Annotated in this window: 12 protein-coding genes and 4 pseudogenes; 2 read left to right on the forward strand and 14 right to left on the reverse strand. The window is 35.6% G+C overall.

All coding sequences use genetic code 11. From position 1 onward, the window contains the following. From J2Y03_RS05305 to J2Y03_RS05315, 3 genes and pseudogenes are all read right to left on the reverse strand, one after another. The gene (locus J2Y03_RS05305) at positions 1-1,167 is read right to left on the reverse strand and encodes a thiolase C-terminal domain-containing protein (RefSeq protein WP_310191595.1); all 1,167 of its coding nucleotides are present in this window, start codon (positions 1,165-1,167) and stop codon (positions 1-3) included. 350 nt (positions 1,168-1,517) lie between these two features. Next, complete coding sequence (locus tag J2Y03_RS05310; protein WP_310191597.1) at positions 1,518-2,921, reverse strand: sigma-54 interaction domain-containing protein; 1,404 nt, start codon at positions 2,919-2,921, stop codon at positions 1,518-1,520. 563 nt (positions 2,922-3,484) lie between these two features. Then, positions 3,485-4,702: pseudogene (locus J2Y03_RS05315) on the reverse strand (IS1380 family transposase); the annotation flags it as partial. Between the two features lie 113 nt (positions 4,703-4,815). On the opposite strand from J2Y03_RS05315, the gene J2Y03_RS05320 reads away from it, so the two are divergent. Then, positions 4,816-5,064 (forward strand): IS110 family transposase, encoded by a 249-nt coding sequence (locus tag J2Y03_RS05320; protein ID WP_396954173.1) that lies wholly within the window; start codon positions 4,816-4,818, stop codon positions 5,062-5,064. Positions 5,065-5,686: 622 nt separating this feature from the next. On the opposite strand, the gene J2Y03_RS05325 is transcribed toward J2Y03_RS05320, so the two are convergent. The 4 genes and pseudogenes from J2Y03_RS05325 to J2Y03_RS05340 form a co-directional block, all read right to left on the reverse strand. Further along, complete coding sequence (locus J2Y03_RS05325) at positions 5,687-6,898, reverse strand: acyl-CoA dehydrogenase family protein (RefSeq protein ID WP_310192990.1); 1,212 nt, start codon at positions 6,896-6,898, stop codon at positions 5,687-5,689. Between the two features lie 16 nt (positions 6,899-6,914). Further along, the gene (locus J2Y03_RS05330) at positions 6,915-7,106 is read right to left on the reverse strand and encodes a CoA transferase (protein WP_310192992.1); all 192 of its coding nucleotides are present in this window, start codon (positions 7,104-7,106) and stop codon (positions 6,915-6,917) included. After that, positions 7,107-7,394 (reverse strand): annotated as a pseudogene (locus J2Y03_RS05335) (CoA transferase); the annotation flags it as partial. Between the two features lie 441 nt (positions 7,395-7,835). Further along, a complete protein-coding gene (locus J2Y03_RS05340; RefSeq protein WP_310191600.1) occupies positions 7,836-8,162 on the reverse strand; it encodes a DUF3870 domain-containing protein in 327 nt (108 codons plus the stop codon). A 367-nt stretch (positions 8,163-8,529) separates the two neighbouring features. On the opposite strand from J2Y03_RS05340, the pseudogene J2Y03_RS05345 reads away from it, so the two are divergent. Then, positions 8,530-8,876, forward strand: a pseudogene (locus J2Y03_RS05345) (DDE-type integrase/transposase/recombinase); the annotation flags it as partial. A 142-nt stretch (positions 8,877-9,018) separates the two neighbouring features. Here J2Y03_RS05345 and J2Y03_RS05350 read toward each other — a convergent pair. The 7 genes and pseudogenes from J2Y03_RS05350 to J2Y03_RS05380 form a co-directional block, all read right to left on the reverse strand. Next, a pseudogene (locus tag J2Y03_RS05350) lies at positions 9,019-10,191 on the reverse strand (acyl-CoA dehydrogenase family protein). Positions 10,192-10,245: 54 nt separating this feature from the next. Beyond that, on the reverse strand, positions 10,246-11,532 hold the full coding sequence (locus J2Y03_RS05355) for an MFS transporter (protein ID WP_310191602.1): 1,287 nt from the start codon (positions 11,530-11,532) through the stop codon (positions 10,246-10,248). A gap of 44 nt (positions 11,533-11,576) precedes the next feature. Next, positions 11,577-12,761 (reverse strand): CaiB/BaiF CoA transferase family protein, encoded by a 1,185-nt coding sequence (locus J2Y03_RS05360; RefSeq protein WP_310191604.1) that lies wholly within the window; start codon positions 12,759-12,761, stop codon positions 11,577-11,579. Between the two features lie 63 nt (positions 12,762-12,824). After that, on the reverse strand, positions 12,825-12,995 hold the full coding sequence (locus J2Y03_RS05365) for a PaaI family thioesterase (RefSeq protein ID WP_310191607.1): 171 nt from the start codon (positions 12,993-12,995) through the stop codon (positions 12,825-12,827). 3 nt (positions 12,996-12,998) lie between these two features. Next, positions 12,999-13,262, reverse strand: a complete 264-nt coding sequence (locus J2Y03_RS05370) for a PaaI family thioesterase (RefSeq protein ID WP_310191609.1) — start codon at positions 13,260-13,262, stop codon at positions 12,999-13,001. Between the two features lie 366 nt (positions 13,263-13,628). After that, the gene (locus J2Y03_RS05375) at positions 13,629-14,009 is read right to left on the reverse strand and encodes a MaoC/PaaZ C-terminal domain-containing protein (protein WP_310191612.1); all 381 of its coding nucleotides are present in this window, start codon (positions 14,007-14,009) and stop codon (positions 13,629-13,631) included. Between the two features lie 14 nt (positions 14,010-14,023). Next, the gene (locus J2Y03_RS05380) at positions 14,024-14,431 is read right to left on the reverse strand and encodes an FAS1-like dehydratase domain-containing protein (RefSeq protein ID WP_310191615.1); all 408 of its coding nucleotides are present in this window, start codon (positions 14,429-14,431) and stop codon (positions 14,024-14,026) included. Positions 14,432-14,438: the final 7 nt, after the last annotated feature.

The following is a 14,438-nucleotide window of genomic DNA, read 5'->3' on the forward strand; positions in this document are numbered from 1 at the left end:
TCATTCCCCCCCAAAAATTAAACTATCGCCAAAACATGTTCCCCATTGCAAAAATCTAGCATCTTTAATTTGTCTATCCCCACAATTCCCCCTTAGTTGGTTAACGATCTCCACAATATGGTTCCATCCAGATAAGTGGCCTTCAGATAATAATCCTCCATTTGAATTAACAGGTAATGATCCTCCAGATAATGAAATATTCCCTGACTTCACAAATTCCGGTGCATCACCTGGGTCACAATAACCAAATCGTTCTAATGTGTACCATACTAACGGCGAAAATGCATCATAAGTATATAAACCATCAATATCAGCGTGGTTTAACCCAGATTTTTTAAATATATTAAGATCCCACTCGTCCGGTTTGAAATCAAAATCACTTTGCTGATATGCACCTAACCCTGGTCTAGAAAATATAAACTCCTCTCTCCCACCTCTTATCCCTTGCATTTCAATAATTTTAACTGGTTTATTTTTCGCGTTTTTTGCCATACTCTTATTTGTAACCAATATACAAACAGCACCATCTGTCACTTGACAACAATCAAACACATGCAATGGTTCGACTATATATCTAGAGTTATGATAATCATCTAATGTGAGTTCAGAACGTCTTAATGCTCTCGGGTTCAAACGAGCATGATTTCGCAAGGTAATCGGAACATAAGCTAAATCTTCACTATTCACCCCATATTTGTTCATATATTTCTGAACACTCATTGCAGCACCACTTACAGGACCTGATAAACCATAATGCGGAAGTTCACCATGAGTTCCTTCCACCCCACGAAATTCCGAGGAACTCTTTTCTCCACCAACTCCTCCAATTTTCGCAAAACCTACGGAACAAACACAAGCCACGACATTGGCTAAACCATGACTAACAGCCATAGCAGCTATCGACAACACCGATCCAACCATACGACCATGATTCCATGTCTGGGTGGAAAATCTTGTATTTAAGCCTGTTAACATTGCGAATTGATCTATATCCACTCCTACAGGAGAGCCATAATTTGTTACAATTCCATCAATATCTTTTTTATCAAACCCGGAATCTTCCAATGCTATTTTGACTGCTTCGATTCCTAATTCAAGGTTAGTTTTCTCCCCCTTTCGTGAAATATCAGTTCTACCTGCGCCCGCTATATATGCATCAATATTCATTTCAATACCTCACTTTTCGACTTTAATTGTTAATGACTATTTCAACCATTTCAACATTAAAATTAATACTTCAATACCATTTTTTAGTAATTGGTAATTCATTTCACTATTAACACATTAATCCCATTCAACTCCTTCAAAAGAATTGGTTTTTTAACATTAAGATATGAGAATTCATTTTGAAAAACATTTTCAAAGTAAGAGGTGATTCTCATATAAATTTTATATGCAAGTATTATGCCAACAAAAAATGTATTGATTAAACTCTAAGAAACCACTGTAAAAGGAGATATTTTAACACAAATTAAAAATGTTTGAGATAAAAAAATCCAATTATGAATAAAAATTATTCATAATTGGATTTTTTTGTTTTTATGTTCCTTTAGATTGTAATAATTCATTTTTCTTGACATTGTAGGTTGACTCAAACCAAGTTTTTTAGCTGCGCTTACTGCAGTTCTATATTTTTTTAGGGAGTTCATAATAACCTCTTTTTCCAAACTTTCAACTATTTCTTTTAATGGTTTATCAAGAATTTTATCAGATAATAATACATCTGATTCCCTATACTTTAAGGGTAAATGTTCCTGTTTAACACATTGCTCTTCAGTTAGTACAACTAATCTTTCAATCAAATTTTGTAACTCACGTACATTACCAGGCCAATCATGATTTTCAAGGGGTTCAATAAGGTTATAATGAAAATATTTATCTTTGTTATGTTTTTCATTATAATATTTTAGAAAATGGTAACATAAAAGAGAAATATCTTCTTTTCTATCACGCAACGACGGAATATCAATAGGTATAACACTTAATCGATAATATAAATCTTCTCTAAACTCTTTATTTATTACCATTTGTTCAAGGTCTTTATTTGTTGCTGCGATTATTCTTATATCCAATGAGATTGGTTTGGTTCCTCCTATCCTATGAACTTTGAGATTTTGAATTACCCTTAGTAGCTTTACTTGCATATTTAATGGCATCTCTCCTATTTCATCTAGAAAAATTGTTCCTCCATTTGCTAATTCAAATAAACCAGGCTTTCCTTCCCTTTTTGCTCCAGTAAAAGCGCCAGATTCATACCCAAATAATTCAGATTCAATTAACTCCTTAGGAATCGCTCCACAATTCACCTCTACAAATGGTTTCTCTTTTTGAGAACTTGATTTATGAATTAAATTTGCGATAACATCTTTTCCTACACCTGATTCTCCTGAAAGTAAAACTGAAGATTTAACCTTTGATACACGAATAGCTAATTCAATAACCTTTTCCATCTTAGAACTACTATATACAATCTTATTCTTTATTGCTTCCTTTACCTTTAAATCTTCTAATTCCTGTTTATACTGTTCGCTAAGCTCTTGATTGCGTTTTAATTCTTCCACCAATTTATTAATTTCTGTTACATCTCTAGCAGTACCAACTATTTTAACTACCTCATTGCCTTTAAATATGGGTCTTCCGGTTATTAGAGCCGTCTTACCATTTCTATAGGCTTGTAGTTTACTAACTGCTTGTTTTTCTTCTATTATTTTTCCACTAATTATATCTGATATACGCCCCTCCTTAACCGCTTCATGAAGAGACCTTCCACTCAAAAATTCGTGTGATAATCCTGTTATTTTCTCAAATGCTTGGTTTGCCCATAATCCAATGAAATCATGATCTATAACATCTATAACAAAAACCCCTTCTGAACAAGCATCGAAAATAGCTTGAAGTTCTGTTGAAGACAATTTATCCATAATATACCCCTCAATATTTTTATTCATTTTTGAATATTCAGTATTTTATTATAATTATAAGATATATGCTGTTCTAATTCAATAAATCAATTTCATAATAGGGTCTTACAAAATTATAGATTGGCCATACTGGAGGAGTGAATTGACGGACTAAAGCATTACAGAAGGAAGATTTAATACCAACCTGTAATATGACACTACTATTAAGTAATAACAAGGGATTCAATCAAGCAAAATGTCTTAAATTTCAATATCCATAATTGAATTAGCCAAAAGGCTTAGGAAATACGATAATACATTCATATGCAAGCAAACAAACCTTTTTTGGTTCTAAATTTTCTATAAAAAAACAAAAGAATTCCAATAAAATACCTGAATTATTCATACTTCCTGATAAAGTCATAAGTAAAGCCAAAATCATATATTTTCCTATTCCATTGAAAAATATCATAGTGATTTAGCTACTTTAGACATGACTTTTAAATGAATGCTTGAAAATAATCAGCTTTTGGGCAGACTTATCCCTTGATCTGACATTTATTTTTAAAAAATAGTAAGATGGTTTACTCTAGCTTTAGGTTCTGAATTTGCAGAAGTACCTTCCAGAAGAATTCCTGGTACACGAAACTTGAGGATAATTTAAAGTAAAGGGATCTTCCTGACTTTACTAATTTACTAGCAACTTTAATGATCCGTGTCCGTATGGTTTCAATTTGCATGTTCTTTTGTTCTTCCGGAAAACAAAGAGTGCGCAGCCAATTCGTTAGGTTATAAGCTAACAGACTCAAAATCATCTTTACCTCGTTTACTTGGAAAGAATGACTATTCATTTTATCTAAGCCAAAACCATTTTTGGCTTCCTTGATGTAGTTTTCCATCGTACCTCTTTTTTGGTAAGCAAGGACGGTGTCATTGGGAGAAAAGGCATCTACTAAATTAGTCACCATGAACGAATGGTTAAAAAACAGTTCGCCTGCAGGGCGTACCGATTTAATAATCACTTTTCTAGGCTTAGACCACAATTTCGCTTCATAAATGGTTTCTTCATAATAACATTCCGTTTTCGAAATATCGGAAGGAATAGATGAAGGATGTAGTTCATCTGCAATTCGTTGCAGATTCGCATTCGATTTAAGTCAAATAACGTAGTAAACCGATTCTTTTTCGCATAAATCATACAAAGCAGGAACGGCAAAACCACTATCACCACGAATAAATGATGTAGTCTCTGGGAATTTTTCATTGTAATGTTCAATGAGTGGTTGTATAAACTCTACAACACCGTTTGAGGTGTAAACATTCCCAGGGCGTAACTTTGCTTTAAGAAAATCACCTGTTACTCCGTCAAAGGCAACTAAAGGATGGAAACCAACTGTCCCGTAATGGGCATTATAAGCTGAGGGTTCTTGATTTCCATAGGTATCTGAATGCGTAGAATCTCTGAACTGATGAACTTTGTCAATAAGTTCTTGATTGGCTCGATTTAATTATTCCATGAATTGATTATCAAACCGTCTAAAAAAACGGGATAAACTGGGTGGAGAAGCTAACGCATCCGTTCCAATGATCTGAGTAAACACAGGATCTTTCGTCAATTGATCAGCGGCATCATCCTCGGAATATCCAGTAATGATTTGATAAATCTTTTGACAAAGCAAATTTTCATTCGAATGAAAATAGTAACGTCTGTTGTCCTTCAAGTTTAGGTATTGAGTCAATGTTTTAGAGAAACCATTTTTTTTATCGAATTCTCTAAAGATGAATTCACCTGTAGCAGAGGAATCCAATTGGAAAGGCTCTTACCTTTGACAATTCCCACTTAGGCTTTATGAGTCTCGTCTCCTAGAGGAATAGTTTAAAGAATCAGCACAATAAGCGCGAAGTCATCATCGGAATGGAGCCTACAGGCCACTGGCTTTCACTGGCATATTGGCTAAAGGAACAGAAAATAAAGGTTGTTGTAGTGAATCCATCACATGTAAAGAAGTCGAAGGAGCTTGACGACAATTCCCCTACCAAAATTGATGTAAAAGATGCGAGAGTCATTTCACGGCTGATTGAGGAGGGTCGTTATTCTGAGCCTTATTTACCTGAAGGAATATATGCCGATCTTCGTGAAGGAATAAACTGTATGACCAGCTAATGAAGGACCTTCAGGCTGTTCAGGGGCGCGTTCAGTTTTGGACATCAGAAGATCTGAGCAGTCGGCAATCGATCAAACTATTGGGCAAAGACCCTGTAATAAAGCATCGTCGACCCCACTTCATGGATAGGCAGAACGAAGGAATGTATGCGCATATGACGCTGTGAGATGTGGGAGGATGTGCCGCCATGAATAGTGTGGGATCCATAAGCGACCATATTATTTATCATAGGCCTTTTTCTGTAAAAAGGAGAAGAAGGGTTTATTTAAGTATGCCCTCCTCTACCTAAATAGATATGAAAGACTGCTATTCTATAAGATGTTCATGTACAGAAATTTAAAATACTGAGAAAGACCAAGAAAACAAGAGAAAAACTTTACTTTAATGAGGGAGTTTGATAAAAAAGAGCCTAAAAACCACATTTGAACTATAACCAGAATAATGGACACTAATTAAAAGTGCCCCCTATTCGGGTTTTTCTATGTCCTCTTGAAGAAAACCCGTTTATAATAAAAGCATTATTGTGGACGGGGACTGGAGGACTGACCCTTATTTTCTTTTTACTATTACGGAACCTGTGCAGAATGAATCAATTTTGTATTAATCCTTTTATGATTAGTCTTAATTATTTGTAAGAGAAACTTTCTCGAAAGGCCAAGCAGGTAAACCTTGGCGGAGCGGTTTATCTTCTCTATATCCAAGAGCGTATTCCCCCTGCATAATCGTATGAATCTCTCTTGTTCCTTCATAAATCACAGGTGCTTTAGCGTTTCTTAAGAATCGTTCTACTGGATATTCATCTGAATAACCATAAGCTCCATGAACTTGGACAGCATCATTTGCAGCTTCAAATGCTGCATCACAGGAAATCCATTTAGCCAAAGATGTTTCTCTTGTATTACGAACTCCTTTGTTTTTTAAATATCCAGCCTTATAGACAAGCATTCTTGAAATCTCTAAGTTTGCACTCATCTTAGCAATCATTTGCTGAACAAGCTGATGTTTTCCAATTGCTTTGCCGAATGTTTTTCTTTCATGACAATACTTAAGACTAGCTTCAAGGCTTGCAGCAATCAGACCACATGCTCCAGCCGCAACAGTAAACCTTCCATTATCTAGAGCTGCCATGGCCATTTTGAAGCCTTCCCCTTCCTCCCCAACTCTGTTGGCTACAGGAACCTTTACTTCACTTAAGAATACTTCACCAGTATTGCCGGCACGAATTCCTAACTTTCCTTTAAACCCTTTTGTTGCTACTCCTTCAAAGGTGCGTTCAACAATAAAACATGAAATTCCTTTAGATCCCGCTGCTGGATTTGTTTTAGCGAAAATAAGAAAATGATCAGCCACATCACAAAGTGAAATCCAAGTCTTAGAACCGTTTAAAATATAATGATCATCTTTTCGTATAGCAGTGGTATTCATAGCTGCTACGTCAGACCCAGCATTAGGTTCGGTTAGTCCGAATGCACCAATCTTGATTCCTTGTGCTTGCGGTACTAAGTATTTCTGTTTTTGTTCTTCATTTCCCCATTGTAATAGAGTCATACTGTTCAACCCTGTGTGAACGGAAACTGCAGTACGGAAAGCAGTATCCCCGCGTTCTAATTCTTCACATACAATCGCCAATGTATTATAGTCCATGCCCACGCCGCCATATTCTTCTGGGATACATACTCCCATTAACTGGAGCTCGGCTAATTTTTGTAGAATAGAAGGTTCAAAGTAACCAGCACGGTCCCACTCTTGAATATTTGGAATGATTTCTTTGTCCACAAATTTTCTCACTAATTTTTGTACGCTTTTTTGTTCTTCAGTTAATTCAAAATTCATCATTGATAGACACTCCTTAAATAATTTTATTAGATTTTAAATTTGAAATTTCATTTTCACTAAAGCCGATATGTTGTAGGATAAGATCTGTATGTTCTCCCTGTTTTGGTGGATGTTTTCTTATGGTCACTGGTGTTTTGGATAATTTTAACGGTGAACCAGTTAGTTTAAGATTTTGTATGGTCGGATGTTCTACTTCGACAATCATGTTTTTAGCTTTTACATCGGCAGAGGCTATTAGTTTGCGAAGAATTTCTTTCCCTTCTTCTGACTTTAAATTAAGAGTGATACTTTGTTTATTTCGATTGGCACATAAATAATAAGCGCTCTCTCCGCCTAAAAAAGGTGGCCCCCCCATTCTCTTGTCTCATCTCCTTTTTCCACATGTTCCACTTTAATGACCTCTGCACCAAAGTCGCTAGGGTCATCGTACAATATGGACCTGCTAATACTTGGGATACTCAATAATTTTAATGCCCTCTAATGCCATTACCATTCAAAACCTACTCCTTTCTAAGATTTTTGCTTTTACAATAGCGCACTAAAACAACGAAAAGAGTCAGTAAAACAAATCAACGTTTTAGACGTTGAAAGTTTCACTGACTCCTATTCATGGCTCGTCTTTTGGCTATAAAAGATCAAGTGAACATAGTCAATTACCAATCTATTCTCATTTTCTGAAAATTCAAGACCGTCCATGCAGCATTGTATTTGCTGTCATCGGTACTTTTATATTTTGATTATATCATAATTTCAGAATTTTTCAACTACTCTTTACGCTTTTATTTTTGTGTTAAAATGATCAAATACAAAATCTCTTTTGTTTTTCTCAGCATGCAATCTATTATATGTATATCGGTTTTGAACGATCGTTTTGTTAAAAATAACTATAAAACTAGGAATGGCAATCTAACGGATTTTCTACGAATGCCATTATTTACTTTTCAGTAGATTCTATTTGCTGATAATGGGTGTCTAGATCTTTTAACGCTGCTACTAATGCATTAGTAGCCTTTCCTCGATAAAACATTCGAAGTGTTTCAATTGCTTCATCAATACCGTCGTTTAAACTAATCCCCCTTAACACATTTCCCACAAACTTCCGGCCATGTTCAGTAGCCAGTGTACAGGAGGCCTCAAGTATAACCCCATATTTTTTATCTATTTCTACTGTAATCGTCAATGTGTCAAATACACTTTTAGCTGCCATTCCTTGGGGTAACCGTGCATGCCCGGCAATAAATAGAGTTTTTCCATTCATCATTTATTTCTACCTTTCTTTTCAAAAATGATTTACATGAATTATATAATCTGCAGTGACTCAATATAAATTTTGTTACTTAAGGATTACTCCCAAATACTTTTTTCCCAATCTTAATGTTTCTTTTTTGCCATGTAGAAAGAAATAAAGAGCAGAAGATACCAAGACCACGATGGTATGATAATATAATAATTATCTAAGTATTATAAAAGATTTAGGGTATTAACTTCATAATTTGATTTAGGGGACATTTTGTATGTGATATGTTTTAGTATTGGTTTTTTAAAAGGGGTCAGTCCCCCGCTGCGTTAGTACTTTAGCAGACTGGGGGACTGATCCCTTAGTTTGTGACGGAAAACATAAGCATTGTAAAGCTTTGCGGTCTTTTCATGTTTCGAAGCCTCGTGTCATAACAGTTGATAAGAATCCAGCCTATCCAGTCGCCATTCAACAACTGAAACAGAAAAAAAAGATTCCTGAAGGCATCCAAATAAGACAAGTTAAATATCTCAATAACATTGTCGAACAAGATCATCGATTTATTAAGAAACGTGTGCGTTCTATGTTGGGATTCAAGTCTTTTGACACAGCTACATCCATTCTTTCGGGAGTAGAAGCCATGCATATGATCAAAAAAGAACAGATTGATTTACGGGATTAGTCTGTCCAAAATCAGAAAGAATTGCTATCCATCAATTGTTTGGGCTTGTAGCATAAGATACGATTCCGCTAGGAATATACAGGCTTTATTCTCTTTTATTTTATCTTTGCACCAGAACCCCTTCTAATCCCTATTAAAAATACTAGACTAGTATATAGCTATCTAATTATATTTTGTAATATTTACTATGCAATGTGTTTAGATACTAGCTACAGGAGCTTTCTTTAAGTATTCTTTATGAAGTTGTCCTGCGATAATATTTTTCTGGATTTCTGATGTGCCTTCATAAATTTTAGTTATTCTAGCATCACGATAATAACGTTCGATTGGATATTCTCTATTATAACCGATTCCACCATGAATTTGTACAGCCTTGTCCGCAATACGGTTGAAAATTTCTGAACCAAGCAACTTTGCCATTGAAGCTTCTTTAATTACGTTTATTCCTTCGTCAACCATCCAGGCTACTTTATAAGTGACAGTGCGCAATGTTTCAACGTCTAATGCAATTTCCGCTAGATAATGCTGAATAATTTGCTGATCAAAAATTGGTTTTCCAAATTGTTCACGTTCATGAGCGTATTGCACGGAAAGCTCTAATAACTTTTGGCAAGAACCAAGGTTTCTTGCGGCAAGGCCTGCTCTACCATTTGCTAATATTGCTAAGGCATTAACATATCCAAGCCCTTCTACGCCCAGTAAATTTTCTGCAGGAACTTCACAATCTTCTAAGAAAATTTCAGAAGAATGAGATCCACGCAAGCCCATTTTTTCTTCCGTTTTTCCAATTACTAATCCAGGAAAGTCCTTCTCAACAATAAAAGAAGAAATCCCTTTTGCACCTTTGCTTGGATCCGTTACAGCCATTACTGTGAAAACATCTGCAATTGGACCATTTGTAATATAGTGCTTAGAACCATTTATTATATATTTATCCCCTTTTCGAACAGCCTTTGTCTTTATTTGGGCTGCGTTTGAACCAGCACTTGGCTCTGTTAATGCAAATGCACCAATTAGGTCACCACTTGCCATTCCTGGCAGGTATTTTTGTTTCTGTTCTTCTGTTCCCATTTCAACAATTCCAACAGAACCGATACCAGTATGCGCACCAATGACCGTTGTATATCCATTGGACGTACGACCAATCTCTTCATAAATACCACATTTACCAACCATACCAATTCCAAGGCCGCCATATTCCGCTGGAATACTAAGACCAAATAAACCAATTTCTTTACTCATTTTCATAATATAATCTGGGATTTTATCTTCTCTTTCAATTTAATCTGCAAGTGGATCAACGGTATTATCGACAAAGTCTCTTTTTGCTTTTTTCATTTCTATTAGTTCAGATGGTAAGTTAAAATTTATTTTGAACACTCCCTTAATTATTTTATTACTATTAACTTTTAAAATAAGTTTCTATTAAGTTTTGGATGATATTGTAGCAGCAGTCTCTTCATTTGCAAGGATGGGAGTGTTTTCTTTATTTTCATATGGATCATACATTTTTTCTTTAATAAATAAAGCTGGGATTATACCAGATAATGCATACGCAATACCCAGAACGGCTAGACCAAAACCGATTGACTGAACTTCAGCAATTGCACCAATTGCAATTGGTGCAATTGCTGCGCCGAATCGACCAGTATTATAAGCTCCCCCTACTGCAGTACCTCTAATATGTGTTGGGAAACTTTCACTCATGTATGTTGAAGTAATTCCATATTGGGCTCCGTACAGGAATCCAAGGATTGTTAGCAAAATAATGATATTACCAGGTGTATTATATAAGTAGATTGCCGGCAATGAAATAGCCGTTGCTAAACCTGCGGCAATATATATAATACGGCGTCCAAATTTATCGGATAAAACACCCGCCAAAATTTTACCAAAGATCATTGCCGTATAGCTTCCTACAAGATATCCAGTCATCGTTTTAAAATTGAAGCCTAAATCAGTAATTAGGTAGGATGGTAACCATGTTCCTACACCATAATACCCGAATTGTAAGAAGGTTGAAGTTATTATCCAAAAAAGGAAAATTCCTCTTGTCTTGGGATCCTTAAAAATTGTCAACCATTCATTTTTCCTAACCTGTTTAGGTTGTAGTTTTTCCAATTTTTTTGCCTCTACCCATGATGTAGGTTCTGGAATTTTATATCTAATGTAAATGGCTAATACAACAGGTATAATAGAAATGAAGTATAAGGGTCTCCATCCATATTCTGGCAGAATGGCACCTGCCAATAAAGCGGCAACTAAAAATCCTACAGAGAATGCTGCTTGTAAAGTGCCAAGTATCGTTGTACGTCTTTTGGTAGGTACATATTCTGCCATAAGCATGGTAACAATGGTAAATTCCGCACCTATTCCCATTCCTGATATGAAACGAATAACAATAAATTGTTCATATGATTGAACAAAACCTAATAAGGCCGTTCCAACAGTGAATAATACTAGCATATAGGTTGCCATCCGAACACGACCAAATCGGTCGGATAGCCAGCCGCCACTAATACCTCCAATTGCCATACCAATCAACGAAAACGTGCCAAGCATGCCTGCTTGTGTCTGTGAAATTCCAAATTCTTCAATTAATGATGGTAATGTTAAGGATAGCATTTGCATATCCATACCATCAACTGCAAGACCAAGGAAACAAGCAATAAACACAACAATCCATGTCTTATTATTTTGACTTTTTTTCAAGGATTTCCCTCCCTTTTTATTCTTACCTACTATAGATGTCTTACTTAGACGACTTTATTGTTTTTCAATTCTTCAATTTGTTCTTCAGAATATCCTAATTCAGATAAAACATCGTCTGTATGTTCACCTAGAAGTGGAGGGTGATGCCTTAGGTTTGCCGGAGTTTCTGATAACTTTACTGGGAATCCTGGTACTTTTAGGTTATTTACGATTGGATGGTTAATTTCTTGAATCATGTCCCTAGCTTTTACATGTGGATGGTTAAGAATTTGATCAATCGTATGTATCGGACCACACGGAACACCACACTTATCCAATGATTCAAAAATCTCTTTATACTCCATCTGAATAAATCGATCTGACATGATTGAAACTAGTTCTTCACAATTGTTTACGCGGTCTATATTTTTAATGAAGCGTGAATCTTCTAGTAAATCCATCCAATTTAATGCTTCGCAACATTTCTTCCATAGCCTATCATTAGCGACAGCCAAGATAAAATCCATATCCTTTGCTCTAAAGGCTTGATATGGAGCAACTGATGGATGTGCTGAGCCCATTCTTCCTGCAGGCTTTCCTGTTGCAAAATAGCCTGTAGCCAAATGATTCAACAATGAAATTTGACCGTCTAATAAACTAACATCAATAAACTGACCCTTTCCAGTTCTTTGAGCAGCTATCAATGCACTAAGCGTTCCATAGACAGCAAATAGACCTGTCGATAAATCTACTAATGATATACCCGCTTTTACTGGCGGACCATCTGGATCACCTGTAATACTCATTAATCCTCCAAACCCTTGCAATAAAACGTCATAACCTGCTCTGTCTTTTTCAGGGCCTGTTCGACCAAATCCTGAGATTGAAGTGTAAACAATTCGTGGATTAATTTCCTTTATTTTTTCATAACCAAAGCCAAGTCTATCCATTGCTCCAGTTCGGAAGTTTTCTACAAAAATATCAGCCTCTTTGGCTAATTTATAAATAATTTCTTTACCCTCTGGTGATTTTAAATCAACTGTAATCCCTCGTTTGTTTCGGTTAGAAGTCAGATAATAAGTTGCTTCCCCGTTCCAAGTAGGAGGAGTAAACCTTCTTGTTTCATCCCCTGATTCAGGCTGCTCTACTTTAATAACGTCAGCGCCCATATCTCCAAGCAACATGGTACAATATGGTCCAGCGAGTGTTCTTGATAAATCTAGAACTTTAATACCTTCTAACGATTGCATATTAACATCTCCTTGTTCTAATTGGTTGATCTTAGACGATGTGATAAGGCATAGACTAGGTATCTATCTCTTAATGACAAAAGTGCCTATTCCTGTTGCTAAATTCTCTCCACTATCTGACTCTATTTTTGCTTCAAGCGATGCAATCCTTCTGCCGCAATGAAAAACCTTTGCTGTCCCATATATAGTTGTACCTTCTAGAACAGGTGCAATAAATTGGGTAGTTAAGGACACGGTTCAAACTTTTGCATCATAATTTTGATGGAGTAACGTGACTCCCATGATAGTATCAAGCATAGATGCAATAATTCCCCCATGAACAGACCGATTTACATTAAGAAAACTAGAGGTCATAGACAATTTAATTCGGACAAATTCAGAATTCACTTGATCCATTTCGATTCCTAATAGCTTCCAAAATGGGGATGATTCGTAAACATCCTTAAATGTCATACATTGTTCCTTTTCCAAAGTGTTTAGTTTATGATTAGCATTGGACATATACTTTCCATCTCATTGTCAAACTAAATGAACTAGACAAGGAGATAGTCTGGACACCCCTTTCAGATAAAACTATTGACTAAAAATATTCAGTTATTTTCAGAAACTATTTTATAAATTTCTAATGACTCCGCTTTCAATTTTCTGAAACCTTCTAAATACCTAAATATCTATCACTACATTTATTTTATATATAAAAAGTTTTTTTTTAGTGAAACTATGTAAAAATTAGGAATATTAATTTTATTTAGGGATGATAAGTTTTAATAAATGAAAACAAAGTCAGTTTATTCTTATGTAGAAAAGATTGCAATAGATGATATTTCTGTTCTGGAGAGTCAAAAATCTATTCATGAATGGATATCTTTATTTCTTCACCTCAAAGGCAGCACTAACCTTTACTTCACCCTCTTCATTTAAGGCTTTAGCTTCACAAATCCAACGTTCTTCCGTTTCCTCTACTATTCTTCCAACTACGGAAATCCTTTCTCCTGGTTTAGTCATTGCCTTAAAGCGGACGGAAAACTTAGCTAAATTGTCAATGTGAAACCAGTGACCAATAGCTTGACTAACAAAACCCATAATCAACATCCCATGTGCAATTACACCGCCTAGTCCCGCCTCTACTGCGAATGGAACTACTGTGTGAATTTGATTAAAATCACCTGATGCCCCTGCATATCTAACTAATTGTGTGTGTGTAATCTCTTTTTTGTTTAATGGTTCAAATTGATATCCTACTTCCATGCCAATCTTACCTCCTAGTGTCTTTCAATTGTAGTTGAACGACTGATTAAGACCGTTTCACCATGTTGATTAATATATTCTTTTTTTATGATTACAAAATTCATGGCAGCTTTTGTATATACATCCTCGACGATCCCAGTAACAGTCATTTCATCTCCCGGATTCATTTTCCCTATATATTCGTATTCCATTCCGCCATGAAGAACTTTCTTCATGTTAAGCCCTAAAAGTACTGATGTTGAGATTCCCTCGCCCCAGAAATCAATAACAGTCGGAAATGTTGGCGGGACCTTTTCTCCTTTTAAATACTCCTCTTTTAAATCTCCGATAGCTAATGCAAATTCTTTAATTTTCCCGGCTTCAACCTTAAAAGTATATTCATCGAATTCCATTCCAATTTTTTCTTTCAAATCTGTACCCAAGCTATTC

This window comes from Neobacillus niacini, from assembly GCF_031457145.1.
In the GTDB taxonomy this organism is placed as follows: Bacteria; Bacillota; Bacilli; order Bacillales; family Cytobacillaceae; genus Neobacillus; species Neobacillus niacini_J.